Consider the following 24,188-nt stretch of genomic DNA (forward strand, 5'->3'; position numbering starts at 1 on the left):
TGGCAGGAACCGGCGTAACAACAGGCAGTTGACCTCCTATGCCACTTCAGGAGGCACTCAATGACAAACCCCAAATCGACCGCGCAAATCGCCGGTCACCCGATCCATCCCATGCTGATTCCATTTCCGGTCGCCTGTTTCGTTCTGGCCTTTGTTTCGGATATCGCGTTCTGGAGGACCTCGAACGACTTCTGGGCCAGCGCCTCGCTCTGGCTGCTGGGCATAGGCCTGATCATGGCCGCGCTCGCCGCGGTCGCGGGCGTGATCGACCTGATGGGAGACAATCGCATCCGCAATCTCAACGATGCCTGGCTGCACGCCGGCGGCAACGTCATTGCGGTTCTGATCCAGCTCTACAACTGGTATTTTCGCTACACCGATGGAACGTCGGCCATTATCCCAACAGGTCTGGTGCTGTCGTTCGTCGTCGTACTCATCCTGCTCTTCACCGGCTGGAAGGGCTGGGAGATGGTTTATCGCGAGCATGTCGGCGTCTCCGATGAGACCCCGGTGACACGCTGATCGCTGCAACGGCGGCTAGCCTGCATTTCTCACAGGGCCAATTTGATTTGCGACGGGTATTGGTGGATCGGCGCGAAGGCGACGAGGACCGTGGCGCCGAAAGCGCTGGCGGCGATTTGGTTTTGAGTGTGCGTTGGACCTTGTTGGTGATACCGCGGATTGGGCGCGTCGCGGCTTCGCGTGTCAGGCCGGCGAGGCGCGGGCCTTGGCGGCTTCGGCCAGGCGGCGAGCCGCGTGCCCCCATTCTTCGGCGGCAGGGCAGGCCGAGGCCATGGCGATCCTGATGCGGCGGCAGGAGATGCGAACCAGCGCGCCGATCTTCAAGAGCTTAAGCCTGATGGTGCCGCAGGTGGCGTCCGCAAAGGTGGTTTCAGCAAGGCCGATGCGCCGCAGGGCGCAGATCAGCACATAGGCCATCGCGGCGAACCACAGCCGCAGTTGGTTGGCGCGCATGGTCTGGGCCGAAGTGCGGTCGGCGTAGAGGTCGAGCTGGCATTCCTTGATGCGGTTCTCCATGTCACCGCGCGCGCAATAGATGTCCTCATAGAGCGCCCGCGCTCCCGTCTCGCTGCGCCTGAGCGAAGTGACGACGAAGCGCGGATTGGCCTCGCCGTGCGTCCACTCCGCCTTGGCGACGACGCGGCGGCTTCGGCTCCAGCTATCGAGCGTGCTCCACTGGAAGTCCTTGAAGCGGCGCGCCGGGCGGCCGGTCTTCTCGGCCGCGGCCCTGGCCGTGGCAAGCTCCTCCTCGATCATGGCGACCAGGCGCGTGTTGCGGGCGAGCCCGAACAGGTAATCCACGCGGTTCTGCTCGCACCACGCCATCAGCGCCTCGCGCGCAAAGCCACTGTCGGCTCGCAGCAGGATACGCGCGAACGGCCAGCGGGCGCGGATTTGCCGGACAATCCGCTCGACCTCCGCGACGCTGCCCGCGCTGGCGTCGATGTCGGAGGGGCGCAGCTTGGCCGCCAACAAATGCCGGCCGCAAAACACGTATAGCGGCAGATAGCAGTAGCAGTCGTAATAGCCGTGGAAGAAGCGCCCCTCCTGATGTCCGTGCAGCGGATCGTCGGTGGCGTCGAGATCGAGGATGATCTGCTCCGGCGGCCGCTGGTACGCCTCCAGGAACAGCGTCACCGGCAACGCTTCGATCGCCGCCGCGTCATAGGCGATCTTGTGATAGCGCGAAGGTTCGTTTCGGCTCAACTCCAGCCGGTTCAGCGTCGACTTGCCGGCCACCGGTGCGCAGTCCCCGCGCCGGGCTGCAAGCTTGCCCGAAAGCACCGCCATCAGCGGATCGTGCCGCAGCTCGTCGTGGTCGTTGAGATCTTCATAGCCGAGCGCGATGCCAAAGACCCGCTGCCCGATCAACGTGCCGACCGCATGCTCGATCAAGTCCTGACGGCGATGATCGCGAAAGCAATCCGCAAAGCGACCCACCAAATCGATCGCCCGGTCGGTCGCGCCCAGAAGCAGCGCGCCGGCATCCGACGTCACAAGGCCGCCATCAAAGGCCGCTTCCACAACACGGCCTTCCACCCTTCCAAAATCAAACTGTTCTGCGCTACACTCTGTCGGCATCGGGGCGTTCCTTGAATCATCCCAAAGTCCTTCTCGCAAAAGAACTTTCGCTGATTCGCGCCCCGATGCGCCTCAACACTGTGAGAAATGCGGGCTAGCGAATCCACCCCGTCGCCAGCGTGTGCGCCAGTTCGAACTGGCCGTTCCGTATTGCCAGCGCGGCCATCGTCTCGTGATCATACGGCACATGCCGGAAAGTGACGCGCCAGGCGCCAGCGACAAGTTCGACGATCGCATAGCGCGCATCGGGCGTGCCGGCTTCGATGACATGCGCAAACGGATGGATGTCGCGATAGCCCGGCGAGCCGACGCTGCCGGGATTGACGATCAATCGGCCGTCGCGAAGCCTGACGGCGCGAGCGAGGTGGGTGTGTGCACAGAGAATCAGGGACTGCATGATGCCGTGCGCGTGCGCCTCGATCGCATCCAGCGACGACAATCGCACCGTGCCGTCGGGCAAAACCGTCTCCAGCCAATAGACCTCGTCATGGTCGGGTGTCGCGTGACAAAGAAAGACCTGATCGCGAAACACTGTCGTCTTCGGCACCGCGCGCAACCAGTCGAGATGCTTTGCGTCGAGCTGCGCATGCGCCGGCCGGTCCCATGACCCCATCTTCTCCGTCGGCCGGTCGATCAGATAGCGATCATGATTGCCGAGCACGTGAACGGCATCGAGCGCCATCAGCGTGTCCATGGTTCGCCGCGCGTCGAGCGGACCGCTCGCCATGTCGCCGAGATTGACGATCTCGCCAATACCCTGCGCGCCGATGTCGGCCAGCACGGCTTCGAGCGCGAGATAGTTTCCGTGCACATCGGCAATCGCGGCAAAGCGCATGTTAATTCCAGCTTTCGACAGTTATGGTTGTACGGCGCTGCAAGAACGATGTTAGGTCACCTAACTCATTTGGGTGAAACCAGCCTGCAACATTCTTCTTTGGTTCTAGGGCGGAACCCGAGTTCCGACTCGCAGTGTGGCGGCATCTTGGCTAGAGTTTGCAAAGACCGGGGCTGGCGAATTCATAAGCAATCGATATTTCTACCCGGGGGCCGCTGGAAGCAATTTCAGCGGCCATTTAATTTTCTTCGGACTAATTTTTCTTCGGACGTTTATCCCGGCGGCGTGCCGTTGATCGCAAGCACATGACCGGCGAGATAGAGCGAGCCTGATATCAGGATGCGCGGCGGCACTTCGTAAGCCAGCCGCGACAGCGCATGTAGCGCAGCTTCGACGCTTGCAGCACTTTCCACGCGCATGCCGAGCGCGCGCGCCGCATCCGCCAGCCGGTCCGGCGGCATCGCATTGTCGCGGCCGGGAATCGACACCGCCATGATGTGCCGCGTCAGGCCGGCGAAATTGGCGAGAAATGCACCCGCATCCTTGTTCGCCATCATGCCCGCGATCACCACCAGCGGGCGCGACACCCGCTCCTCGAGATCGCCGAGCGCCGCAGCCGTGACACGTCCGCCTTCCGCATTATGCGCGCCATCGAGCCAGATCTCGCACCCCTTCGGCCCCTGATCGACCAGCGCGCCGGAAACCAGCCGCTGCATCCGGGCCGGCCATTCGGCATTGACGATGCCGGCCTCGAATGCCGGCATGCTGATTTTGAACGCCTCGATCGCCCGCAACGTTGCGATTGCAAGACCGGCATTATCGAATTGATGCCGCCCGAACAGTTTTGGCGCCGCAAGATCCATCAGGCCGCGCTCGTCCTGATAGACCAGCCGCCCGCACTCGACGCCGACATGCCATTGCTGTCCGGCCGCATGCAGCGCCGCGCGCATGCGCTTTCCCTGCGCCTCGATCACCGACATCGCTTCCAGCGCCTGCTCGGCGCAAATCACCGGCGCGCCGCGCTTGATGATGGCGGCCTTTTCGCCGGCGATAGCGGTCAGCGTGTCGCCGAGGAATTCCGTGTGATCCATGCTGACAGACGTGATGACCGTCGCAATCGGCCTGTCGATGACGTTGGTGGCGTCGAGCCGTCCGCCAAGACCGGTTTCCAGCAGCACGACATCGGCCTCATGCTCCGCGAACAGGCAAAACGCCGCCGCGGTCTCCATCTCGAAAATCGTGATCGGCTCGCCCGCATTGACCTGTTCGCAGTGCTCCAGCACCCGGCGCAACTCGGCATCATCAGCCAGCCGGCCACCGCCCTTCTCGCCGATGCGGAAGCATTCGTTGATCCTGACCAGGTAAGGCGAGGTGTAGACGTGCACGCGCAGGCCTGCGGCCTCGAGGATCGCGCGCATATAGGCGATGGTCGAACCCTTGCCGTTGGTGCCCGCGACATGGATCACCGGCGGCAACGTAGCTTCCGGATGGTCGAGCCGCGCCAGCAGGCGGTGCATGCGATCGAGGCTGAGATCGATGCGCTTCGGATGCAAGGCAGACAGCCGCGCGATCAATTCACCGAGCGGCTGGGGTTTGGCGGCAGGCAGATTCACGCGTGGGGCGCAGCCGGCACGGCTTCCGGTGCCGAGACGATCTGCGCCGGATCCGTGACCTGCGGCGAAGGCTTCGGGGCGGCTTCGAGCGCCGGGGATTTGGTCAAGATCCGGCACAGCCGCGCCAGCGTCGGACGCATCTCGTGGCGATGCACGACCATGTCGATCATGCCGTGATCGAGCAGATATTCGGCGCGCTGGAATCCTTCCGGCAGTTTCTCGCGGATGGTCTGCTCGATCACGCGCGCGCCGGCAAAGCCGATCAGCGCGCCGGGTTCGGCGATCTGCACGTCACCCAGCATGGCATAGGATGCGGTGACGCCGCCGGTGGTCGGATTGGTCAGCACCACGATGTAGGGCAGCTTCGCTTCGCGCAGCATCTGCACGCCGACGGTGGTGCGCGGCATCTGCATCAGCGACAGGATGCCCTCCTGCATCCGCGCGCCGCCCGAGGCCGCGAACATGATGAATGGCGACTTCTTTTCCACCGCAAGCTCGAGCCCGCGCACGATCGCCTCGCCCGCGGCCATACCGAGCGAACCGCCCATGAAATCGAAATCCTGCACCGCGATGACGACGCCGGCGCCCTCCAGCTTGCCGTAACCGACCTTGATGGCGTCGTTTAGCCCGGTCTTGGCGCGCGCATCCTTGATGCGGTCGACATATTTGCGCTCGTCGCGGAACTTGAGCGGATCGGCCGTCACTTCCGGCAGCGCGATGTCGTACCAGGTCTCATTGTCGAAGATCGATTTAAGCCGCGCCACCGCGCCCATGCGCATGTGGTAGTTCGAGCCTGGAATGACGAACTGGTTGGCCTCGACGTCCTTGTAGAACACGAGCTGTCCGGAATCCGGGCACTTGATCCACAGATTCTCCGGCGTCTCGCGGCGCAGGATGTTGCGGATCTTCGGCCGGACGACATTGGTGAGCCAATTCATGTTTCGCTCCGAATGCGGTTGGACGCATTAACTGGAATATATGGCGGCCCGAATCACTCCGGGCAAGCCGCCCCTTTCGGTCCAATTGGCAAGCAATTGTGGCTTATTCAGCCGCCTGCTTCGCCCCGCGGACACCCTGCGCCAGGGAGGCCACGAGATCGGCCACCGCCGCGACCGTCTTGGTGGTCGCCTGCCCCTTCGTATCCAGGCTGTCACGCAACGCGTCGACCAGCGCGGTACCAACCACGGCGCCGTTGGCTTTCTCGGCAATCGCCCGCGCCGCCTGCGGGGTGCGGATGCCGAAGCCGACACACACCGGCAGTTTGGTGTGGCGCTTGATCCGCGCCACGGCGTCCCCGACGACCGTCGAGTCGGCCGCAGCTGCGCCGGTGATACCGGTGATCGAGACGTAGTAGACAAAGCCGGAAGTGTTCGCGAGCACGGCCGGCAGGCGCTTGTCATCGGTGGTCGGCGTCGCCAGTCGGATGAAGTTGAGCCCGGCCTTCAGCGCGGGAATGCACAGCTCGTCGTCCTCCTCAGGCGGCAGGTCGACGAGGATCAGGCCATCGACGCCGGCCGTCTTGGCATCGGCGAGGAACTTGTCGACGCCATAGATGTAGATCGGATTGTAGTAACCCATCAGCACCAGCGGCGTGGTGTTGTCGTCCTTGCGGAAGCCGCGCACCAGCTCCAGCGTCTTCTTCAGCGTCATGCCAGCCTTCAGCGCGCGCAGGCCCGCCGCCTGGATCGAGGGCCCGTCCGCCATCGGATCGGTGAAGGGCATGCCGATCTCGATGATGTCGGCGCCCGCCTTCGGCAGCGCCTTGATGATGTCGAGCGACGTCGCAGGGTCCGGATCGCCGGCCATCAGGAAGGTGACGAAAGCCGAGCGGCCCTCTTTCTTGAGTTCGGCAAAGCGCGCGTCGATGCGGGTGGTCACTGCTTCTTGCCTTTCAAAATCTCCGTGATCTGCGGAATGTCCTTGTCGCCACGGCCGGACAGATTGACCACCATCAGATGATCTTTCGGCCGCTTGGGCGCGAGCTCCGTGACCTTGGCGATCGCATGCGCGGATTCCAGCGCCGGCGGGATGCCCTCCAGCCGCGACAGCAGCATGAAGGCGGCGAGCGCTTCGTCGTCGGTCGCCGACAGATAGGTGACGCGGCCGGTCTCGTGCAGCCAGGAATGCTCCGGCCCGATGCCGGGATAGTCGAGCCCCGCCGAGATCGAATGCGCGTCCTGGATCTGGCCGTCCGCGTCCATCAAGAGATAGGTGCGGTTGCCGTGCAGGACGCCGGGACGGCCGCCGGCAATCGACGCCGCATGCAGCTGCGTCAGGCCGTGACCGGCGGCTTCGACGCCAAAAATTTCGACGGAGGGATCATCGAGGAATGGATGGAACAAGCCCATTGCATTGGAGCCGCCACCGATGCAGGCGATAAGCGAATCCGGCAGACGTCCTTCGGACTCCATCATCTGCTTGCGGGTCTCGTCGCCAATGACTGATTGGAAGTCGCGCACCATCATCGGATAGGGGTGCGGGCCCGCCACCGTGCCGATGCAATAGAATGTGTTGTGCACGTTGGTGACCCAGTCGCGCAGCGCCTCGTTCATCGCGTCCTTTAGCGTGCGCGTGCCCGACTGCACCGGAACGACCTTGGCGCCCAGCATCTCCATGCGGAACACGTTCGGCGCCTGACGGGCGACGTCGACTGCACCCATATAGACCACGCATTCCAGCCCAAAGCGCGCGCACAGCGTCGCGGTGGCAACGCCATGCTGACCAGCGCCGGTCTCGGCAATGATGCGCTTCTTGCCCATGCGCCGCGCGACCATGATCTGGCCAAGCACGTTGTTGACCTTGTGCGAGCCGGTGTGGTTGAGCTCCTCGCGCTTCAGATAAATCTTGGCACCGCCGAGATGCTCGGTCAGGCGCTCGGCAAAATAGAGCGGCGACGGCCGGCCGACATAATCCTTCAGGTAGCCGTTCATCTCGGCCTGGAACGACGGATCGGCCTTGGCCGCCGCATAGGCCTTTTCCAGATCGAGGATCAGCGGCATCAGCGTTTCCGCGACAAAGCGGCCGCCGAAATTGCCGAAATGCCCGCGCTCGTCGGGACCGGTGCGGAAGGAATTGGGCAGATTTGGATTCATCGGACCATCAATTCTTCGGTGGCGCGCGCGGCGCGAATGAAATGGCGGATCATCTCGGGATCCTTGATACCGGGCGCGCTTTCGACGCCGGAGGATACATCGACGCCGCCGGCGCAGGTAACGCGGACCGCCTCCGCGACATTGCCGGCGGAAAGCCCGCCCGAGACCATGAAGGGCAGCTGGAGGTCGAGCTTTTCCAAAACGTGCCAGTCGAACACGGCCCCCAAGCCGCCGGGGCGGGTGGCGCCCTTGGGCGCGCGGGCATCGAACAGGATACGATCGGCGACGCTGGCATAGCCCGGCAGCACGGCGAGATCGGCCGACGTTTCGACCGCAATCACCTTCATGACCGGAAGCGAAAACTTCGCCTTGATGTCGCGCACCCGCGCGATGGATTCCTTGCCGTGCAGTTGCAAGAGATCCGGCCGCAGCGTCTCGACGATGTTTTCCAGCGTGGCGTCGTCGGCATCGACCGTCAGCGCCACCTTGGCGGCGCGGCCCTTGGCCTGCCGGCCGAGTTCCCGCGCGGTCTCGAGGCTGAGATGGCGCGGCGACGGCGGGAAGAACACGAATCCCACCATGTCGGCACCCGCCTCAAGCGCGGTGTCGAGCGTCTCGCGCGTGGACAGGCCACAAATTTTGACGAGCAGAGGCATGGTCTCTCGGGCACGGATTTCGAGCCCCGTAACCGACTGGAACAGGGCTGACGGGGCGGGTTCTACAACGTCGCGCCCTGCTTGTCTCGCCCGGCGACCCCATAGAATCCGTACTGGGACGGTGCCGGAAGCCGCTGCTGATCGACCCGGGAAACCGCCGCCGCAGCCCGCAAATCGGCCGTCTCCGCCCGCGCCCGGCGGGCATCCGCCTCATGCTGGCGCGCCGCGCGGCGCCAGCGACGCTGCCGGAACCAGGTCGCCATGCCGCCCGCCGCCACCCCCAGAATGGCCACCGCAATGATCACGGCGAACAGCGGCATCGACACCGCGATCGCCGGATCGGTCGAATTGAAGGGATCGAACGACACCGTCACGAAATGGCGGTTGGCGACCGCAAAGACGATGAAGATCAGCCCTAGGGGAATGACGACCAGCGCCGTGAAGAACTTTCGCATGACCATCTCTCGTGTTGATGGATATCGGCGGGCGAAACCCCGCGACGCGGCTACTGATCCCCTGGACCCGAAAAAGCGCCTGCGCGCTACGCGCCGGCCTCGGGCGAGCCGTTGTCGCGGTTCAGCCGCTCGCGCATTTCCTTGCCGGTCTTGAAGAACGGGACGCTCTTCTGGTCGACCGGCACATGCGCGCCGGTGCGTGGATTGCGCCCTGCGCGCGCCGGGCGATGCTTGACCGAGAAAGCGCCGAAACCGCGCAGCTCGACACGGTCGCCGCGCGCTAGCGCCGCGACGATCTCATCGAGGATCGCGTTCACAATGTTCTCCACATCCCGCTGATAGAGGTGCGGGTTGTGCTCGGCGATGCGCTGAACAAGTTCGGATTTGATCATCGAGGTTGGGATCCGGGGTCGTGCGGAATCCATTTCCGTGAAAATACCTTGAACTGTCAAGACGCTAAATCACTTTTGGGCAACGCGAAATCGCGTGACAGGTACCCCGGAAGGGGTTTTTGACCACACCCGCAGTGCGGGAGAAGGTGACGAAGCGCAGCCGATGCGGCTCAGTTGGTGGCGGCGGGGCGCCACAGCGCCAACATGCCGTCGAGCGCGAGCTGATCGACCGCCTGGGCAACGCCGGCCTGCTCGATTTGGCGCGCGATGGAACTCAAGCCGAGCGCATCGAACGCGATGGAGGCTGCCGCGCGCAGGAACGTCAGGTCCCCGAATTGCGGTGTCAGCTTGAAATCGCGCACCGGCAGGTCGCTCTTGATCTTCTTTTCGGCAACCAGCCAGGCAACGGCGGCTTTTTCATCACCGAGCTGATCGACCAGCTTCAGTTCGACCGCCTGACGGCCGGTGAACACCCGCCCGTCCGCAACCTTTTCGAGTAGTGCTTCGTCCATGCCGCGCCGCTCCTTCACCAGGCCGCGGAACCAGGCATAGGAATCCTTCACCAGCGCGTCGAGCGCGGCACGCGCCTCCGGGCTGGTCGGCTCGAAACCGTTGGGCGCGGCCTTCAACGGCGAGGATTTCACCTCCTCGACCTTGACGCCCACCGTCTTCATCAGCTCGGTGAAATTCGGGAACTGGAACAGCACGCCGATCGAACCGACCAGCGAGCTCTGACGGGCGACGATATGATCGGCGGCCATCGCCGTGATGTAACCGCCCGAGGCGGCCAGCCCCTCGACCACCACGACCAGCGGCTTCTTGGCCTTCACGCGCACCAGCGCGTCATAGAGTTGCTCGGAGCCGGCCGTGGTGCCGCCAGGCGAATTGATGTGCACGATGACGGCGGCATGGCTCGATTTCTCCAGCCGTTCCAGCGCCTCGACGCGTTGCTGGTCGCTGCGGATCAGCCCTTCGATGTTGACCCGCGCGATCGATCCCGATGTCGTCAGCGCAGCCGGCCCGCTCCTTGTCGCGATCGCGCCGACGGTGACGATCGCCGCGATCGCAACCAGCCCAGTCACGACGCGCCAGAAGGTCAGCTTGCGGCGGATCCTGCGGCGATCGACGATCACGTCCGAATCGAGCGACATCGAATTTCTCCTGAAGTAACCACCGCGTTTTGCATCCGCAGCGTGAGCGTAGCGTTAGCTGATTACATCAATTGCGACGCAATTTGAAGAAAACAAGGCCCTGCTTCCCTTCTCCCCTTGTGGGAGAAGGAAGAACAAAAAAAGGCCCCGGTCGAAACCGGGGCCTGATGTCGCAGGGCAAGCAGCGAAAAGCTTACTTGTCGCGGTTCTTGAGTGCGGTGCCGAGAATATCGCCCAGCGTCGCTCCCGAATCGGAGGAGCCGTACTGCGCGATGGCTTCCTTCTCTTCGGCGACTTCCAGCGCTTTGATCGAGACCTGCACCTTGCGGGCCTTCTTGTCGAACTGGATCACGCGGGCATCGACCTTCTCGCCGACGGCGAAGCGTTCGGCGCGCTGATCGTTGCGGTCACGGGCGAGCTCGGAGCGCTTGATGAAGGTGGTGAAGTCGGTGCCCGAGATCTTCACCTCGATGCCGGCTTCCTTCACTTCGAGCACTTCGCAGGTCACGACCGCGCCCTTCTTGACGTCGCCCGGCTCGGCGAAGGGATCGCCTTCGAGCTGCTTGACGCCGAGCGAGATGCGCTCCTTTTCGACATCGACGTCGAGCACCACGGCCTTGACCATGTCGCCCTTCTTGAAGTTGTCGATGACCTGCTCGCCCGGAAGCTTCCAGTCGAGGTCGGACAGATGGACCATGCCGTCGACGTCGCCGTCGAGACCGAGGAACAGACCGAACTCGGTCTTGTTCTTGACCTCGCCTTCGACGGTGGAGCCGACCGGGAACTTCTCGACGAAGACTTCCCAGGGATTGCGCATGGTCTGCTTGAGACCGAGCGAGATGCGGCGCTTGACCGAATCGACTTCGAGAACCTGCACTTCGACTTCCTGCGAGGTCGAAACGATCTTGCCGGGGTGCATGTTCTTCTTGGTCCACGACATTTCCGAGACGTGGATCAGGCCTTCGATGCCCGGCTCCAGTTCGACGAACGCGCCGTAGTCGGTGATGTTGGTGACGCGGCCGGTGAAGCGCGCGTTCAGCGGGTACTTCGCCTCGATGCCCTGCCACGGATCGTCCAGCAACTGCTTCATGCCGAGCGAAATGCGGTGGGTCTCGTGGTTGATCTTGATGATCTTGACCTTCACCGTCTGGCCGATGGTGAGCACTTCGGTCGGGTGGTTGACCCGGCGCCAGGCGATATCGGTGACGTGCAGCAGGCCGTCGATGCCGCCGAGATCAACGAACGCACCGTAATCGGTGATGTTCTTGACCACGCCGTCGATGACCTGACCCTCTTCGAGGTTCTGCACCAGTTCCTGGCGCTGCTCGGCGCGGGTCTCTTCGAGAACCGTGCGGCGCGACACCACGATGTTGCCGCGGCGGCGATCCATCTTGAGGATCTGGAACGGCTGCGAGTTGTTCATCAGCGGAGCGACGTCGCGGATCGGGCGGATATCGACCTGCGAGCGCGGCAGGAAGGCAACGGCACCGTCGAGGTCGACCGTGAAGCCGCCCTTGACCTGGTTGAAGATGACGCCGTGAACCTTCTCGTTGTTGTTGAAGGCCTTCTCGAGCTTGCCCCAGCTTTCCTCGCGGCGCGCCTTGTCGCGCGACAGCACGGCTTCGCCGAGCGCATTCTCGATCCGGTCGAGGAACACCTCGACTTCGTCGCCAACCTTGAGATCGCTTTCGCGGCCGGGGCCGGCGAATTCGCGCAGCGCCACGCGGCCCTCGGTCTTCAGGCCGACGTCGATGACGGCCATGTCCTTTTCAATTGCAACTACCTTGCCCTTGATGACGGAGCTTTCCTGCAGATTGCCGCCGGCGAAGGACTCGTCCAGCATTGCAGCGAAATCGTCGCGGGTAGGATTATAAGAAGCAGCAGTCGAAGCCATATGTTCTCCAGATGCGGTATTGCCGGCCATTCGGGTTAAAGGGCGTATCGCGCGTGAAGTGTCGGGGTCCGCAAATCCCAACGACCGCGTTTGCGGGAGTGCGCAAAAGCGGGCCGGCAGCATGCCTGCACGTTCGGTACGTTTGATGTCGCGCATTCCGCAAAAGTGGGTACCGGTTTTGCGAAAAGAATGCGCGTAGCGTCAGAAGTCCGGGGCCTGAAACGAGCGTATCGACTTCAGGAGCCTGGAGCGGGCTTTCCTCCAATGACGGCGGGGGTTCAAACCTCCCGCCGGCCCGCTCGGACAGCCCTGATCTTATCGATGGCGGCCCGGATGGGCGTGGATATAGCCCCAAGGGCCATTTTCGGCAAGCCGGAAATGGGCCGATTTACGGGCCCTTAAGGCTGACGGACGCTAACCATGGGCCCGCGCTTTCAACGCCTTGTTGACCGCATGACGCGAAAGGTCCGCTAGCCTCGGCGGGATGGAACCCGGCCTTAAGCGCCACCCCCATACGTTGGCGCCGTCCAAAAACAGGGGTGCCACCATGAAGAGCCTGATCGCTCTGACCGCCATTGCCGTCTTCACCGTCGCCACAGCCGTTGCCGGCAAGCCGGCCGCTTTTGCGACCGACAAGGCGATTGCCGCCGCCAAATCGAAGCCCGTCATGATGGCCGAACAGCGACTGCCGTTCGACCGCGCACGCTCGAAGAACTGATCGGAAACTTTTACTCAGGAGCCAGCTATCCCGGATTGACGCAGGCTACCGAGAACTTCCCCGCCCGGCGCGGACCGCTTCGACGATCGCAATGGCAGCCCGAACGCCGCCTTCGATGTCGAGATTTGAATTGTCGAGGATATGGGCGTCCGCGGCCGCCTTGAGCGGCGCGGCGGCGCGGTTTTTGTCCCGTTCATCGCGCTTGAGGATGTCGGCCAGCACCATCGCCTCGTCGGCGGCTTCGCCACGCGCGAGCGCTTCCAGCGTCCTGCGACGGGCCCGCACCTGCGGGTCGGCCACGACAAAGATCTTCACATCGGCATTCGGGCAGATCACGGTTCCGATGTCGCGCCCGTCGAGCACCGCGCCCGGCGGATCGGCCGCGAACTGGCGCTGAAAATTGACCAGCGCCTCGCGCACGCTGGGTATGGCCGACACGACAGAGGCGGCATCGCCGATGCGCTGCGTCTTCAATTCGGGATGGCCGAAGCTTTCGGGATCGAGCTCCATGGCAACCGCTACCGCCCGCGCCTCGTCGGTAAGATCAAACCCCTCGTCCAGCAGCCCTTTCGCCACCGCGCGATAGATCACGCCGGTGTCGAGGTGGCGATAGCCGTAATGGTGAGCGAGCCGCTTGCCGAGCGTGCCCTTGCCGGATGCCGCCGGTCCGTCGATGGCGATAATCATGGGAGCCATGTGCGACAGACCGGCCATGTGGTCAAGGCCGCGGAGAGGCGGACGCGTCCAAATGTTTCTCGCCCTGGCCGTTGACCGCCTCTATTCTGCTGCCAGGCTGTGAATTCATCCATTGATCTGCGGAAAGCCGGCTCGAAATAGCGCCGGCCGGAGGGATACGATGAGCGCGATTTCACGACGTCGTTTTATCGGCAGCGCCGCGGCCGCCTCGGCGATCCCGCTGATCGGGTCTTCGGCACATGCGCAGACCGACTGGCCAACCAAGCCGATCAAGATCATCGCCGGCTATCCGGCCGGCGGGCAGACCGATTTGTTTGCCCGCACCTATGGCGAATATATCCGGTCCGAGACCGGCCAGAACGTGACGGTGGAAAACAAGGCCGGCGCTTCGGGATCGGTCGCAGCCGTTGAAGCCAAGCGCGCCGCGCCAGACGGTTACACGCTGATGTTCACGATCTCGACGACCATGATCATGAACCGCGTTCTGATCAAAGACATCCCTTACGACGCCGACAAGGATTTCGTTCTCGTCTCGATCATGCCGGCGGGCAGCCTGCCGTTCGTGGCCGGCGAAAAGACCGGCGCCAAGACACTCGCCGAATTTGTCGCCTACGCGAAGAAAGCCGAGAAGGTCAACGTCGGCACCTACGGCGCAGGCTCATACGCGCACATGGCGGTCGCCGAAATGAACAAGCAGTATGGCCTCAAGATGGAAGCGGTCCACTATCGCGGCGAGGCGCCGATGTGGACCGACCTTGCCGGCGGATTTATCGACGGCGCCCACGGCAGCTACTCCGCGGCATTGTCCGTCCTGCAGAGCGGCCGCGGCCATGCGGTCGCCGTCTCGCGCAAGCGGATGTCGACATTGCCGGACGTCCCTTCTTTCGCAGAGCAGGGCACAACGTCGCGCATCTTCCAGTTGACCGGCTTCCAGTGCTGCGCCGTGCCCACGGGCACGCCGGCGGCCATCATTGAGAAACTGTCAAAACTTCTCGTCGCCGGCGGCAAGACCGAAAAGTTGCAGCAACTCATGAAATCATTCGGCGTCGACGATACCGCGATGACGTTCGAGGAGACGCAGAAACTGTACAAGGACGAAGCGCCGGTCTGGCTTGAGGCGGTGACGAGCCTCGGGCTTGCGCCGTCCTGAGACGCGCGAGGGCGCTTCTTACGAAACTTGGCGCCCAAAGCGCGCATCATCGGAATGAAATCCGGAGAGCTGGCGGCGATGCCACGCGCAAGCGCCTGCAGCGTCCGGCAGCGGGCCCACACCTGCGCATGCCCTTGCGGGATGCCGCCGGCCTATCGATGGCGATGATTGTGTTGCCTTATGGTTTTGTTGGGATCGGGCCCCGCGCCCGACGCAGCGGCCGTTCTTCTGTGAAAATATTGCGCGAAGCAAATTCCGCCGGACTGCTGAAGGTCAGGTATTCGCGCATCGCGTCCGAGGGGTTTGTCGCCGTAAACCAGGGCTTCTCCAGGCGGCGAGCGGGATCGCAGACCCAGTGAGGAACACGCCCCAACCGGCGCTGCTTGGCCAGATACTCGGCGATCGCGCCTATCAAGGCGTCAAGCCGGCTGTCGCCCGTCAGCTTCGGCTCACGTTCGATCGACGCATAGCGATCTTGGTCGGTTTTCGCCAGGTCGAACCTGTCCACGAATTCAGCCAGGACGACGTCGCGTGCCGAACCGGCCTGAATGCTTTCAACCGCTTCAGCCAAGGTATTTGGGCGCATCAGCCGCTCCCGCACGGTTCATGTTCTTCAAAAGGAACTGCTGTTTCTCGGAAGAAGCAGCGCTTAGTGGGAAATATCGACCCAATAAAGCGATGGCGTCCTCCACAGTAGTAATGCCGACGACGCGCATCAAATTCAGGATATCCAGCCGCTCGGTTTCACCGCGAAGCGGGTCCAGGACACGAAATGCCTTCAGCTTAAGCGCCAGCAAATATTCTGCCGAGGGGACCGAAACGACGAGTCCTGCGGTCTCGCTGTCACGCGGAAATGTACCGAATTCGAGATGATCGGCGGCGCCATCGGCCAGTGGACTGAGATGGAACGCAACCCCGTCGTTAAACCAGTCTTCTTCCCAGCTATTTTGTTGCGCGATTTCGCGCACGACAGTACCCAACCAATCAGGCAGCGGATGCTCGAGTTTGGACACATCGACATCTTCGGTAGCGAATCGAAAATTGCTTGCCAGCATCAGCGCCGAACCGCCGTAAACGGCTATCTGCAGTTTGGTTCCGGCATGCGCCGCCGCACGGCCAATCCTGTCGAATGCGTCGAGGAGCGCGTCGCGATCAAAGGCTGCACTCATCTCGCCTGCCTCATGTAAACTCCGCGCCCAACGACCGCATCATCGGGATGAAGTCCGGAAAGCTGGTGGCGATGAAAGCCGTGTCATCCACCTTGACCGGCTTGTCGGAGGCCAGTCCCATCACCAGCGCCGACATCGCGATGCGGTGATCCATGTGGGTGGCGACGAGGCCGCCGCCGGGCACGTGGCCGTGGCCTTCGACGATCAGATCATCGCCCGCGATCTCGACCTTGACGCCATTGACGCGCAGCATGGCGGCGGTCGCCTCGAGCCGGTCGGATTCCTTGACGCGCAATTCCTGCAGGCCGTGCATGATGGTGGTGCCTTCGGCAAAGGAAGCTGCGACCGCGAGCACCAGATATTCGTCGATCATCGAGGGCGCACGCTCCGGCGGCACCTCGACGCCGCGCATTTTGGAAGCGCGCACGCGCAAGCGGGCCATCGGCTCGCCGGCATCGCCGCGCACTTCGCTTTCTTCGATCGAAGCGCCCATCTCGCGCAGCGTCGTGAACAGCCCGGTGCGCAGCGGATTGGTCATGACGTCGGAAAAAGTCACGTCCGAGCCTTCGACGACCAGCGCCGCCACGATCGGGAATGCGGCCGAGGACGGATCGGCGGGCACCACGACCTCGGCGCCATGCAGTTCGGGCTGGCCCGTCAGCGCGATCTTGCGGCCGTGAATGCCTTCATTGACGGAGACGATCTCCGCACCAAAATGCTTCAGCATCAGCTCGGTGTGGTCGCGACTGGCTTCCTGCTCGATGACGGTCGTGATGCCGGGCGCGGCAAGCCCCGCCAGCAGCACCGCCGACTTGATCTGGGCCGAAGCCACGGGGGTCCGGTACAGGATCGGCACGGGATCGCGGGCGCCGTGCAGCGTCAGCGGCAGGCGGCCACCTTCTTTGCTCTCACCGGCTTTGGCCCCCATCAATTCCAGGGGATCGAGGATGCGGCGCATCGGGCGGGAGCGCAGCGAGGCGTCGCCGTCGAACACGGCAGTGATCGGGCAGCCGGCGACCGCCCCCATCACCAGCCGGCAGCCGGTGCCGGAATTGCCGAAATCGAGCGGGGAAGCCGGCTGGGCAAAGCCCGCCACGCCGACGCCCCTGACCTGCCAGGCAAACGGCCCCGTTCGCTCGACCTTGGCGCCCAGCGCCTGCATCGATTTGGCGGTATTGAGGACGTCCTCCCCCTCCAGCAGGCCGGAAATCAGGGTCTCGCCGACCGAAAGCGCCCCCAGGATGAGGGCGCGGTGCGAAATCGACTTGTCGCCGGGAACGCGGACTTTGCCGCTCAGTGGACCGCTTGCACGGGATTCCAGCGGGCTTTGGGTGGTTGAATGGGTCAAGATGGTGGTCCTTTGCGGGGGCGGAAGTACCACAGGGGCGCTACGACGTCACGCGGCCGTCAAATGCTTCAAAGCGCTATTGACACCAGCCCCTTAACTAGCCAAGTGAAGCACCGTTTTTCAGAATTTCCCAGGATCCACACGTGGCCAAATCCGATCTCGGAACCAAACGCATTTGCCCGACGACGGGTAAGAAATTCTACGATCTGAACAAGAATCCGGTGATCTCGCCCTACACTGGCGAGGTCGTGCCGATAGCGCCGATTGCGCCGCCCCGGGCCGCCCGTGGCGATGCCGCACGCGCCGCCGCTGCCGCTTCAGCCACCGCCGCTGCCGATTTGCCCGAGGCCGCCGAGGCCGAAGAGTTGGTTTCGCTCGAAGAGGCCGACGCCGAAGAGAATACCGGCAAGGTCAAGGCCGTGGTTCCCGAATCGGAAGACGACATCGAGATCGACGAGACCATCGAGGGCGATGACGACGACGATTCCACCTTCATTCCCGACGAGGAAGAAGGCGATGAGGACGTCACCGACATCATCGGTGATGTCGGTGGCGACGAAGAGACTTGAGATCGGCCCAGAACTGTGTTCTGGGTCTCCCCCGCAAGTCGCCCAAGGCTTGCGGGAGCATGGTCGGAAGAGACCGTGCCTTGACTGTGACGGGGCCATAGCTCAGCTGGGAGAGCGCTTGCATGGCATGCAAGAGGTCGGCGGTTCGATCCCGCCTGGCTCCACCACGCTTCGCCCTTCGGGCTACGCGTGGCGCAGCCGCGCGGTGCCCGAAGAGCGAAGCGTGCCCGGCGTAGCCCAACGGGCGAAGACGGGCTGGCGGCCAAAAGAATTCAATGTATCCTGCTGCTGATGATTTTCTTCGACCGCGCTTCGGCGCGTGAGGCTCGATGTGGTACGTCTACATCATCCGCAGCGTTGAGTTTCCCGATCAGGAATACACCGGCGCAACCGAGGATCTGAAACGTCGGATCTCAGATCACAACACCGGAAAGTCCAGCCACACCGCAAAATTCAAGCCCTGGAAGTTGGTCTGGTACTGCGCCTTTCCTGACAAGTACAAGGCGCTGGCCTTCGAGAAATATCTAAAATCCCACTCCGGCCGCGCATTCGCCAAGAAGCGCCTCTAACCCCGCCTCCTACTCCCCCAACACCGCATTCAACCGATCGCGCAACGCGACGATCTCGTTCTTCATCGCCATGAGTTCGCCGACCGAGCAGGCTGACGCCGCGAGAATCGATTGCGGCACCGCTCTCGCTTTCTCGCGCAGCGCTTCGCCCTTTGGCGTCAGCGCGATCAGCACCTGGCGCTCGTCCTCGGTGCTGCGCGTGCGCCTGACCAGTTCGGCCGCCTCCAGCCGCTTGAGCAGCGGCGTCAGCGTGCCGGAATCCAGCAGCAGCCGTTCGCCGATGTCTTTCACCGGCACGCCGTCGCGCTCCCACAGCACCAGCATGACCAGATATTGCGGATAGGTCAGAGCGAGTTTGTCGAGCAGCGGCTTGTAGACGCGGTTGAACGCGTGCGCGGTGGAATACACCGCAAAGCAGAGCTGATTATCGAGCCTCAGCGGCAGGTCGGCCGCGTGTTTCCTGGCCATCACAACCTCGTCAACGGACCGCGCCCCTATCCCCGATCTGGAACCGTAAGCGCTTGATTTCAATTGTATACGATTAGATCGTGGGCTTTGCAATAATTTATATTGCGCACAATCAAATTGTATGCAATGCATTATCCATCGAAACGGCGAACCCAGGGAGAACCACATGTCCGTGAACGTGCTCTACAAGACCAGCGCCAAGGCCACCGGCGGCCGTGATGGCACCGCTGCGACCCTCGACGGCGCGCTCGACGTCAAGCTCGCGACCCCGAAAGAACTCGGCGGCGGCGGTGGCACCGGCAACAATCCCGAGCAGCTGTTTGCGGCCGGCTATGCGGCCTGCTTCATCGGCGCGATGAAGTTCGTAGCTTCGCAAGGCGGCCCGAAGGTACCCGCGGACGCCACTGTCACTTCCACCGTCGGCATCGGCCCGCGTTCGGCTGGCGGCTTTGGCCTCGATGTCGAACTCGCCGTCTCGCTGCCCGGCGTTGCAAAGGCGGATGCGGAAGCCCTGGTCGCGAAGGCGCATCAAGTGTGCCCGTATTCCAACGCCACCCGCGGCAACATCGATGTCCGCCTGACGGTCGTGTAACGACCCGGCGGTCGTCTGACGACGGGATTCGAACGGCCCGCCGCTGATACCGGCGGGCCGTTCACCCCACAGAATTTTCCGCAAGCTTTGCTACGGCGGGGCGTCATGCGCCCTGTGCGCGAGACGCCATTGCCGCCGCGCCTGAAGACCGCTAGCTCAAGACTTCGATTTTCTCCTTGAGCGAAGGTTCTTGTCCATGAGTTCTGTAGCCGCTCCCGGCGCAATGACCGGCCTGCGCGTGATCGATCTGACGCGTGTGCTCGGCGGCCCCTATTGCACGCAAATCCTCGCCGACCACGGCGCCGACGTCATCAAGGTCGAACCGCCGGCCGGCGACGAGGTGCGCGACTGGGGCCCTCCGTTCCATGAGGAAGACGCGGCCTATTTCGTCGGCATCAACCGCAACAAGCGCTCGATCGGGCTCGACCTCGCCTCCGAAGGCGGCCGCGCGGTGCTGCTGAAGATGCTCGAGACCGCCGACGTCCTGATCGAGAATTTCAAGCCGGGCACGCTCGACAAATGGGGCATCGGCAACGACGTGCTGCGAGCGAAATTTCCAAAACTGGTGCATTGCCGGATTTCCGGCTTCGGCGCCGACGGCCCGCGCGGCGGCAATCCCGGCTATGACGCGATCATCCAGGCCATGACCGGCATGATCGCGGCGACTGGCTCGCCCGAAAGCGGCCCGATGCGGATCGGCGTTCCCCTGGTCGACATCACCACCGGGCTTTACGCGGCGATCGGCATCCTGATGGCGCTGTCGGAGCGGCAGCGCTCGGGTCTCGGGCAGTTTCTGGAAACCACGCTGTACGAGACCGGTCTGGCGATCATGCATCCGCACACCGCGAATTATTTCATGCACGGCAAGCCGCCGGGGCTGACCGGCAACGAGCACCCCAATCTGGTGCCGTATGCGATCTTTCCGACCAAGACCGACAACATCTTCATCGGCGTCGGCAATGACGGTACCTTCCGCAAGCTCGCCAAGGAGATCGGCAAGCCCGAACTCGGCACCGATCCGCGCTTTGCCCGTAACAAGGACCGCATTGCCAACCGTGAGGCGCTGCGTGCCGAACTCGCCGCCGTGTTCAGCCAGCACGAGGCGGAGCCGCTCTGCAATCGCCTGCTGGCGGCCGGGCTACCCGCAGGTCCGGTGCAGAAGATCGACCAGGCGCTGACCAATCCGCATACGCTGCATCGCGGCGATATCATTGAGAAGGATTGGTACAAGGGCGTCGCCTCCCCGATCCGGCTGGAACGAACAAAACCGAGCCTGCGCCGGACGCCGCCGAAATTCAGCCAGCACACATCAGAGGTGCTGGGCGAGTTCGGCTATTCCAAGGGTGAGATCGAGGCGCTGGTCGCCAAGGGCGCGGTCTGCGGCGACGAGCGCAAGCGCTAAAGTGGTCGTCCCTGCGAACGAACGCAGGGACGACGAATCGGATTGCGGTCGTCGGCCTCCGCCTATTTTCCCGCTTCCCTCCGCGCACACTTCCCCAATACCATCCTTTCGCTTATACGGTCATTTGTACGTCATCCGGCGCTGTTATCGCGCGAAACGAAGATGACGACCCCAACCCGGAGGAATTCCATGGCACTTCGACAATTCGGCGCAGCGGCGGCAGTGACTGTTGCGCTGGCGTTCGCCACGCCTGCTTACGCTGTGACCGAGATCCAGTGGTGGCACGCCATGTCCGGCGGCAACAACGACATCGTCAACAAGCTCGCCGCGGAATTCAACGCCAGCCAGTCCGACTACAAGGTCGTTCCGACCTTCAAGGGCAGCTATCCCGACACCATGAATGCCGGCATCGCCGCCTTCCGCGCCGGCAACGCGCCGCATATCATGCAGGTGTTCGAGGTCGGCACCGCCACCATGATGAGCGCCACCGGCGCCATCAAGCCGGTCTACCAGCTCATGAAGGATGCCGGCGAGCCCTTCGATCCCAAGGCCTATCTGCCGACCATTACTGGCTACTACTCGACCTCCAAGGGCGACATGCTGTCGTTCCCCTTCAATTCCTCGTCGATGGTGATGTGGATCAACAAGGACGAGTTGAAGAAGGCCGGCATCGCCGAAATTCCAAAAACCTGGCCGGAAGTGTTTGCTGCCGCGAAGAAGCTTAAGGCCGCCGGACACGAGACCTGCGGCTTCTCCAATGCCTGGGCATCGTGGGCGCACATCGAACAATTTTCGGCATGGCACAACGTGCCGATCGGAACCAAGGCCAACGGCCTCGATGGCTTCGACACGGTTCTGACCTTCAACTCGCCGCTACATGTGAAGCATTTGCAGAACTTGATCGACCTGCAAAAGGACAAGACCTACGACTATTCCGGCCGCGAAAATAAGAGCGAAGCCCGCTTCGGTTCGGGCGAATGCGCGATCTTCCTGACCTCGTCAGGTTACTACGCCACCGCCAAGAGCACCGCCAAGTTCGACTTCACCTCGGCGCCGATGCCCTATTACCCCGACGCGGCCGGCGCACCGCAGAACTCGATCATCGGCGGTGCATCGCTGTGGGTGATGGGCGGCAAGAAGCCCGATGAATACAAAGGCGTGGCGAAATTCTTCACCTTCCTGTCCGACACCAACCGTCAGGCCAAGCTGCACCAGGAATCCGGCTATCTGCCGATCACCAAAGCTGCCTATGAGAAGACCAAGGCCGACGGCTTCTACGAAAAAAACCCGGTACCGGAGACCCCGCTAAAGGAGCTCACCAACAAGGAGCCGACCGAGAATTCGCGCGGCCTGCGCTTCGGCAACATGGTGCAGATGCGCGACGTCTGGGCCGAGCAGATCGAAGCGGCCCTCGCCGGGCAAAAAACCGCGCAGCAAGCGCTTGATGAGGCCGTCGCCAAAGGCAATGCGATGTTGCGAACGTTCGAAAAGACGGCAAAGTAGACAGTCGGCATTGGCTCCCCCTCCACGCCGGAAGGGGAGCCGGTCTGACACCTAAGCGCGGAAGGCTGTAAAGCGCCCTAGATGGAAAAGTCGGTCGTCTTCAACAACAGGCTGTTGCCATATTTACTGCTCGTGCCGCAGCTCATCATCACATTCGTATTCTTCTACTGGCCGGCGAGCCAGGCGGTCTGGCAATCCTTCCTGCGCGAGGACGCGTTCGGATTGCATTCGGAATTTGTTGGGTTGGAAAATTACCAGAGCCTGTTCGCCGATCCCAGCTATTACAAATCGATGCTGACGACGGTGATTTTCTCCTCGCTGGTCGCGGCATTGTCGCTCTCCATTGCCTTGCTGTTCGCGACCCAGGCGGACAAGAACCTGAAAGCCGCCGGCGGCTACAAGACCCTGATGATCTGGCCCTATGCGGTGGCGCCCGCGGTCGCGGGGGTGTTGTGGATATTCATGTTCCATCCCACGCTTGGCACGCTGGCGCGACCGCTGCGCTGGATGAATTTCGACTGGAATCCGCTGCTGAATGGCAACCACGCCATGGCGCTCGTGGTGATGGCCGCGGTATGGAAGCAGATTTCCTATAATTTCCTGTTCTTCCTCGCCGGGCTGCAATCGATTCCGAAGAGCGTGCTGGAAGCCGGCGCGATCGACGGCGCCGGCCCGATGCGGCGGTTCTGGACCATCACCTTTCCGCTGCTGTCGCCGACCACGTTCTTTCTCCTGGTCGTCAATGTGGTCTACGTCTTCTTCGATACGTTCGGCATCATCGACGCCGTCACCGGCGGCGGTCCGGCCGGCGCGACCACCACCATGGTCTACAAGGTGTTTGCCGACGGACGGCTCGGCGGCGATCTCGGCGGCTCGGCGGCGCAATCGGTGATCCTGATGGTGATCGTGATCGCGCTGACCGCGATCCAGTTCAAATATGTCGAGCGCAAGGTGCAGTACTGATGGTCGAGCACCGCCCGCTCAGCGACATCATCGCCTACACGATTCTGACGCTCGGCATCTTCATCGTCGCCTTTCCTGTCTATCTGGCGCTGATTGCTTCCACCCATGACGCCGCCACCGTTGTCGGCGGCAACATGCCGCTGACGCCAGGCGGCCATACGCTGGACAACTACTACCGCGCCATCTTCGTCGGCGGTGCGCGCGCCATCCGCGAGCCGGTCGGGCAGATGCTGATGAACTCATTCATCTCGGCGATCGGCATCGCAATCGGCAAGATCTTCATCTCGATCCTGTCGGCCTACGCCGTGGTGTATTTCCGCTTTCCGTTCCGCAAGACCGCGTTCTGGATCATCTTCGTCACGCTGATGCTCCCGGTCGAGGTGCGTATCTATCCGACTTACAAGGTGATCGCCGACCTGCATATGCTCGACACCTATGCCGGGCTGATCCTGCCGCTGATCGCGTCCGCCACGGGCACGCTGCTGTTCCGGCAATTCTTCATGACCATCCCCGAGGAATTGCTGGAGGCATCGCGGATCGACGGCGCCGGTCCCTTCCGCTTCTTCTGGGATACGCTGCTGCCGCTGTCGGTAACGACGATCGCAGCCCTGTTCGTGATCCAGTTCATCTATGGCTGGAATCAATATCTGTGGCCGCTTCTGATCACCACGCAGGATTCGATGCAGACCATCGTCACCGGCATCAAGAAGATGCTGTACACGACCGATGAACTCGCCGAGTGGCAGCTCGCGATGGCGACCGCCGTTCTCGCAATGCTGCCACCGGTCGCGGTCGTCGTGTTCATGCAGCGGCTGTTCGTGCGCGGACTGGTCGAGACGGAGAAGTAGGG

General features: G+C 62.8%; 26 protein-coding genes and 1 tRNA gene. 11 read left to right on the forward strand and 16 right to left on the reverse strand.

Annotation, left to right across the window (positions count from 1 at the left end):
• Positions 1 to 60 precede the first annotated feature (60 nt).
• Entirely contained in the window at positions 61 to 522 is a 462-nt protein-coding gene (locus V1294_RS02925) for a DUF2231 domain-containing protein (protein WP_334495039.1), read from the forward strand.
• Between the two features lie 183 nt (positions 523 to 705).
• On the opposite strand, the gene V1294_RS02930 is transcribed toward V1294_RS02925, so the two are convergent.
• From V1294_RS02930 to rpsA, 11 genes are all read right to left on the reverse strand, one after another.
• The gene (locus V1294_RS02930) at positions 706 to 2,103 is read right to left on the reverse strand and encodes an IS1380 family transposase (protein ID WP_334494944.1); all 1,398 of its coding nucleotides are present in this window, start codon (positions 2,101 to 2,103) and stop codon (positions 706 to 708) included.
• A 94-nt stretch (positions 2,104 to 2,197) separates the two neighbouring features.
• Positions 2,198 to 2,938: a metallophosphoesterase family protein gene (locus V1294_RS02935; protein ID WP_334495040.1), complete on the reverse strand. Its 741-nt coding sequence runs from the start codon at positions 2,936 to 2,938 to the stop codon at positions 2,198 to 2,200.
• 272 nt (positions 2,939 to 3,210) lie between these two features.
• Complete coding sequence (locus V1294_RS02940) at positions 3,211 to 4,551, reverse strand: bifunctional folylpolyglutamate synthase/dihydrofolate synthase (protein WP_334495042.1); 1,341 nt, start codon at positions 4,549 to 4,551, stop codon at positions 3,211 to 3,213.
• Positions 4,548 to 5,489 carry an acetyl-CoA carboxylase, carboxyltransferase subunit beta gene (gene accD, locus V1294_RS02945; protein WP_334495044.1) on the reverse strand — a complete coding sequence of 314 codons (942 nt, stop codon included), beginning with the start codon at positions 5,487 to 5,489 and terminating at the stop codon, positions 4,548 to 4,550. The genes V1294_RS02940 and accD overlap by 4 nt, the downstream gene beginning before the upstream one ends.
• A 103-nt stretch (positions 5,490 to 5,592) precedes the next feature.
• Complete coding sequence (trpA, locus tag V1294_RS02950) at positions 5,593 to 6,429, reverse strand: tryptophan synthase subunit alpha (RefSeq protein WP_334495046.1); 837 nt, start codon at positions 6,427 to 6,429, stop codon at positions 5,593 to 5,595.
• Positions 6,426 to 7,643, reverse strand: coding sequence for a tryptophan synthase subunit beta (gene trpB / locus V1294_RS02955; RefSeq protein WP_334495048.1), 1,218 nt, complete (start codon positions 7,641 to 7,643; stop codon positions 6,426 to 6,428). The genes trpA and trpB overlap by 4 nt, the downstream gene beginning before the upstream one ends.
• Positions 7,640 to 8,299, reverse strand: coding sequence for a phosphoribosylanthranilate isomerase (locus tag V1294_RS02960; protein ID WP_334495050.1), 660 nt, complete (start codon positions 8,297 to 8,299; stop codon positions 7,640 to 7,642). The genes trpB and V1294_RS02960 overlap by 4 nt, the downstream gene beginning before the upstream one ends.
• A gap of 62 nt (positions 8,300 to 8,361) precedes the next feature.
• The gene (locus V1294_RS02965; protein WP_334495052.1) at positions 8,362 to 8,754 is read right to left on the reverse strand and encodes a lipopolysaccharide assembly protein LapA domain-containing protein; all 393 of its coding nucleotides are present in this window, start codon (positions 8,752 to 8,754) and stop codon (positions 8,362 to 8,364) included.
• A gap of 86 nt (positions 8,755 to 8,840) precedes the next feature.
• Positions 8,841 to 9,146: an integration host factor subunit beta gene (locus V1294_RS02970; RefSeq protein ID WP_057844774.1), complete on the reverse strand. Its 306-nt coding sequence runs from the start codon at positions 9,144 to 9,146 to the stop codon at positions 8,841 to 8,843.
• A 170-nt stretch (positions 9,147 to 9,316) separates the two neighbouring features.
• The gene (sppA, locus tag V1294_RS02975) at positions 9,317 to 10,297 is read right to left on the reverse strand and encodes a signal peptide peptidase SppA (RefSeq protein WP_334495054.1); all 981 of its coding nucleotides are present in this window, start codon (positions 10,295 to 10,297) and stop codon (positions 9,317 to 9,319) included.
• Between the two features lie 193 nt (positions 10,298 to 10,490).
• On the reverse strand, positions 10,491 to 12,221 hold the full coding sequence (rpsA, locus tag V1294_RS02980) for a 30S ribosomal protein S1 (RefSeq protein WP_108512700.1): 1,731 nt from the start codon (positions 12,219 to 12,221) through the stop codon (positions 10,491 to 10,493).
• A gap of 517 nt (positions 12,222 to 12,738) precedes the next feature.
• On the opposite strand from rpsA, the gene V1294_RS02985 reads away from it, so the two are divergent.
• On the forward strand, positions 12,739 to 12,909 hold the full coding sequence (locus V1294_RS02985; protein WP_190241643.1) for a hypothetical protein: 171 nt from the start codon (positions 12,739 to 12,741) through the stop codon (positions 12,907 to 12,909).
• A 45-nt stretch (positions 12,910 to 12,954) separates the two neighbouring features.
• Here V1294_RS02985 and cmk read toward each other — a convergent pair whose 3' ends face one another.
• Complete coding sequence (cmk, locus tag V1294_RS02990; protein WP_334490100.1) at positions 12,955 to 13,596, reverse strand: (d)CMP kinase; 642 nt, start codon at positions 13,594 to 13,596, stop codon at positions 12,955 to 12,957.
• A gap of 169 nt (positions 13,597 to 13,765) precedes the next feature.
• Here cmk and V1294_RS02995 point away from each other — a divergent pair, with 169 nt between their 5' ends.
• A complete protein-coding gene (locus tag V1294_RS02995) occupies positions 13,766 to 14,755 on the forward strand; it encodes a Bug family tripartite tricarboxylate transporter substrate binding protein (protein ID WP_334495059.1) in 990 nt (329 codons plus the stop codon).
• A gap of 178 nt (positions 14,756 to 14,933) precedes the next feature.
• Here the strand turns inward: V1294_RS02995 and V1294_RS03000 are convergent, their stop codons facing one another.
• From V1294_RS03000 to aroA, 3 genes are read right to left on the reverse strand one after another with little or no spacing between them, the layout of a single operon-like run.
• Complete coding sequence (locus tag V1294_RS03000) at positions 14,934 to 15,341, reverse strand: hypothetical protein (protein WP_334495061.1); 408 nt, start codon at positions 15,339 to 15,341, stop codon at positions 14,934 to 14,936.
• On the reverse strand, positions 15,319 to 15,924 hold the full coding sequence (locus V1294_RS03005) for a hypothetical protein (RefSeq protein WP_334495062.1): 606 nt from the start codon (positions 15,922 to 15,924) through the stop codon (positions 15,319 to 15,321). The genes V1294_RS03000 and V1294_RS03005 overlap by 23 nt, the downstream gene beginning before the upstream one ends.
• Positions 15,925 to 15,934: 10 nt before the next feature.
• A complete protein-coding gene (aroA, locus tag V1294_RS03010; protein WP_334495064.1) occupies positions 15,935 to 17,272 on the reverse strand; it encodes a 3-phosphoshikimate 1-carboxyvinyltransferase in 1,338 nt (445 codons plus the stop codon).
• Positions 17,273 to 17,415: 143 nt separating this feature from the next.
• Here aroA and V1294_RS03015 point away from each other — a divergent pair, with 143 nt between their 5' ends.
• The 3 genes from V1294_RS03015 to V1294_RS03025 all read left to right on the forward strand — a co-directional run bounded on the left by V1294_RS03015 (position 17,416) and on the right by V1294_RS03025 (position 18,410).
• Entirely contained in the window at positions 17,416 to 17,841 is a 426-nt protein-coding gene (locus V1294_RS03015) for a TIGR02300 family protein (RefSeq protein WP_108512704.1), read from the forward strand.
• A 91-nt stretch (positions 17,842 to 17,932) separates the two neighbouring features.
• Positions 17,933 to 18,008, forward strand: a tRNA-Ala gene (locus V1294_RS03020).
• Between the two features lie 162 nt (positions 18,009 to 18,170).
• Positions 18,171 to 18,410 (forward strand): GIY-YIG nuclease family protein, encoded by a 240-nt coding sequence (locus tag V1294_RS03025; RefSeq protein WP_213286762.1) that lies wholly within the window; start codon positions 18,171 to 18,173, stop codon positions 18,408 to 18,410.
• Between the two features lie 9 nt (positions 18,411 to 18,419).
• Here the strand turns inward: V1294_RS03025 and V1294_RS03030 are convergent, their stop codons facing one another.
• Positions 18,420 to 18,878: a MarR family winged helix-turn-helix transcriptional regulator gene (locus V1294_RS03030; protein ID WP_108512706.1), complete on the reverse strand. Its 459-nt coding sequence runs from the start codon at positions 18,876 to 18,878 to the stop codon at positions 18,420 to 18,422.
• 166 nt (positions 18,879 to 19,044) lie between these two features.
• Between V1294_RS03030 and V1294_RS03035 the strand changes: the two genes are divergently transcribed.
• From V1294_RS03035 to ugpE, 5 genes are all read left to right on the forward strand, one after another.
• Positions 19,045 to 19,470, forward strand: coding sequence for an organic hydroperoxide resistance protein (locus V1294_RS03035; protein WP_334495067.1), 426 nt, complete (start codon positions 19,045 to 19,047; stop codon positions 19,468 to 19,470).
• A 196-nt stretch (positions 19,471 to 19,666) separates the two neighbouring features.
• Positions 19,667 to 20,872, forward strand: coding sequence for a CaiB/BaiF CoA transferase family protein (locus tag V1294_RS03040; protein WP_334495069.1), 1,206 nt, complete (start codon positions 19,667 to 19,669; stop codon positions 20,870 to 20,872).
• Between the two features lie 189 nt (positions 20,873 to 21,061).
• On the forward strand, positions 21,062 to 22,375 hold the full coding sequence (ugpB, locus tag V1294_RS03045; protein ID WP_334495071.1) for a sn-glycerol-3-phosphate ABC transporter substrate-binding protein UgpB: 1,314 nt from the start codon (positions 21,062 to 21,064) through the stop codon (positions 22,373 to 22,375).
• 81 nt (positions 22,376 to 22,456) lie between these two features.
• A complete protein-coding gene (gene ugpA, locus V1294_RS03050) occupies positions 22,457 to 23,338 on the forward strand; it encodes a sn-glycerol-3-phosphate ABC transporter permease UgpA (RefSeq protein WP_334487487.1) in 882 nt (293 codons plus the stop codon).
• A complete protein-coding gene (gene ugpE, locus V1294_RS03055) occupies positions 23,338 to 24,186 on the forward strand; it encodes a sn-glycerol-3-phosphate ABC transporter permease UgpE (RefSeq protein ID WP_334495073.1) in 849 nt (282 codons plus the stop codon). The genes ugpA and ugpE overlap by 1 nt, the downstream gene beginning before the upstream one ends.
• Positions 24,187 to 24,188: the final 2 nt, after the last annotated feature.

Source organism: Bradyrhizobium sp. AZCC 1678 (assembly GCF_036924765.1).
GTDB lineage: Bacteria > Pseudomonadota > Alphaproteobacteria > Rhizobiales > Xanthobacteraceae > Bradyrhizobium > Bradyrhizobium algeriense.

Bases quoted from the DNA above. Each gene is read 5' to 3' on its own strand.
- V1294_RS02925 (WP_334495039.1), top strand. From the start codon at position 61: ATGACAAACCCCAAATCGACCGCGCAAATCGCCGGTCACCCGATCCAT.
- V1294_RS02930 (WP_334494944.1), bottom strand. From the start codon at position 2,103: ATGCCGACAGAGTGTAGCGCAGAACAGTTTGATTTTGGAAGGGTGGAA.
- V1294_RS02935 (WP_334495040.1), bottom strand. From the start codon at position 2,938: ATGCGCTTTGCCGCGATTGCCGATGTGCACGGAAACTATCTCGCGCTC.
- accD (WP_334495044.1), bottom strand. From the start codon at position 5,489: ATGAATTGGCTCACCAATGTCGTCCGGCCGAAGATCCGCAACATCCTG.
- trpB (WP_334495048.1), bottom strand. From the start codon at position 7,643: ATGAATCCAAATCTGCCCAATTCCTTCCGCACCGGTCCCGACGAGCGC.
- V1294_RS02960 (WP_334495050.1), bottom strand. From the start codon at position 8,299: ATGCCTCTGCTCGTCAAAATTTGTGGCCTGTCCACGCGCGAGACGCTC.
- V1294_RS02965 (WP_334495052.1), bottom strand. From the start codon at position 8,754: ATGCGAAAGTTCTTCACGGCGCTGGTCGTCATTCCCCTAGGGCTGATC.
- V1294_RS02970 (WP_057844774.1), bottom strand. From the start codon at position 9,146: ATGATCAAATCCGAACTTGTTCAGCGCATCGCCGAGCACAACCCGCAC.
- sppA (WP_334495054.1), bottom strand. From the start codon at position 10,297: ATGTCGCTCGATTCGGACGTGATCGTCGATCGCCGCAGGATCCGCCGC.
- rpsA (WP_108512700.1), bottom strand. From the start codon at position 12,221: ATGGCCGGCAATACCGCATCTGGAGAACATATGGCTTCGACTGCTGCT.
- V1294_RS02985 (WP_190241643.1), top strand. From the start codon at position 12,739: ATGAAGAGCCTGATCGCTCTGACCGCCATTGCCGTCTTCACCGTCGCC.
- cmk (WP_334490100.1), bottom strand. From the start codon at position 13,596: ATGATTATCGCCATCGACGGACCGGCGGCATCCGGCAAGGGCACGCTC.
- V1294_RS02995 (WP_334495059.1), top strand. From the start codon at position 13,766: ATGAGCGCGATTTCACGACGTCGTTTTATCGGCAGCGCCGCGGCCGCC.
- V1294_RS03000 (WP_334495061.1), bottom strand. From the start codon at position 15,341: ATGCGCCCAAATACCTTGGCTGAAGCGGTTGAAAGCATTCAGGCCGGT.
- V1294_RS03005 (WP_334495062.1), bottom strand. From the start codon at position 15,924: ATGAGTGCAGCCTTTGATCGCGACGCGCTCCTCGACGCATTCGACAGG.
- V1294_RS03025 (WP_213286762.1), top strand. From the start codon at position 18,171: ATGTGGTACGTCTACATCATCCGCAGCGTTGAGTTTCCCGATCAGGAA.
- V1294_RS03030 (WP_108512706.1), bottom strand. From the start codon at position 18,878: ATGGCCAGGAAACACGCGGCCGACCTGCCGCTGAGGCTCGATAATCAG.
- V1294_RS03035 (WP_334495067.1), top strand. From the start codon at position 19,045: ATGTCCGTGAACGTGCTCTACAAGACCAGCGCCAAGGCCACCGGCGGC.
- V1294_RS03040 (WP_334495069.1), top strand. From the start codon at position 19,667: ATGAGTTCTGTAGCCGCTCCCGGCGCAATGACCGGCCTGCGCGTGATC.
- ugpB (WP_334495071.1), top strand. From the start codon at position 21,062: ATGGCACTTCGACAATTCGGCGCAGCGGCGGCAGTGACTGTTGCGCTG.
- ugpA (WP_334487487.1), top strand. From the start codon at position 22,457: ATGGAAAAGTCGGTCGTCTTCAACAACAGGCTGTTGCCATATTTACTG.
- ugpE (WP_334495073.1), top strand. From the start codon at position 23,338: ATGGTCGAGCACCGCCCGCTCAGCGACATCATCGCCTACACGATTCTG.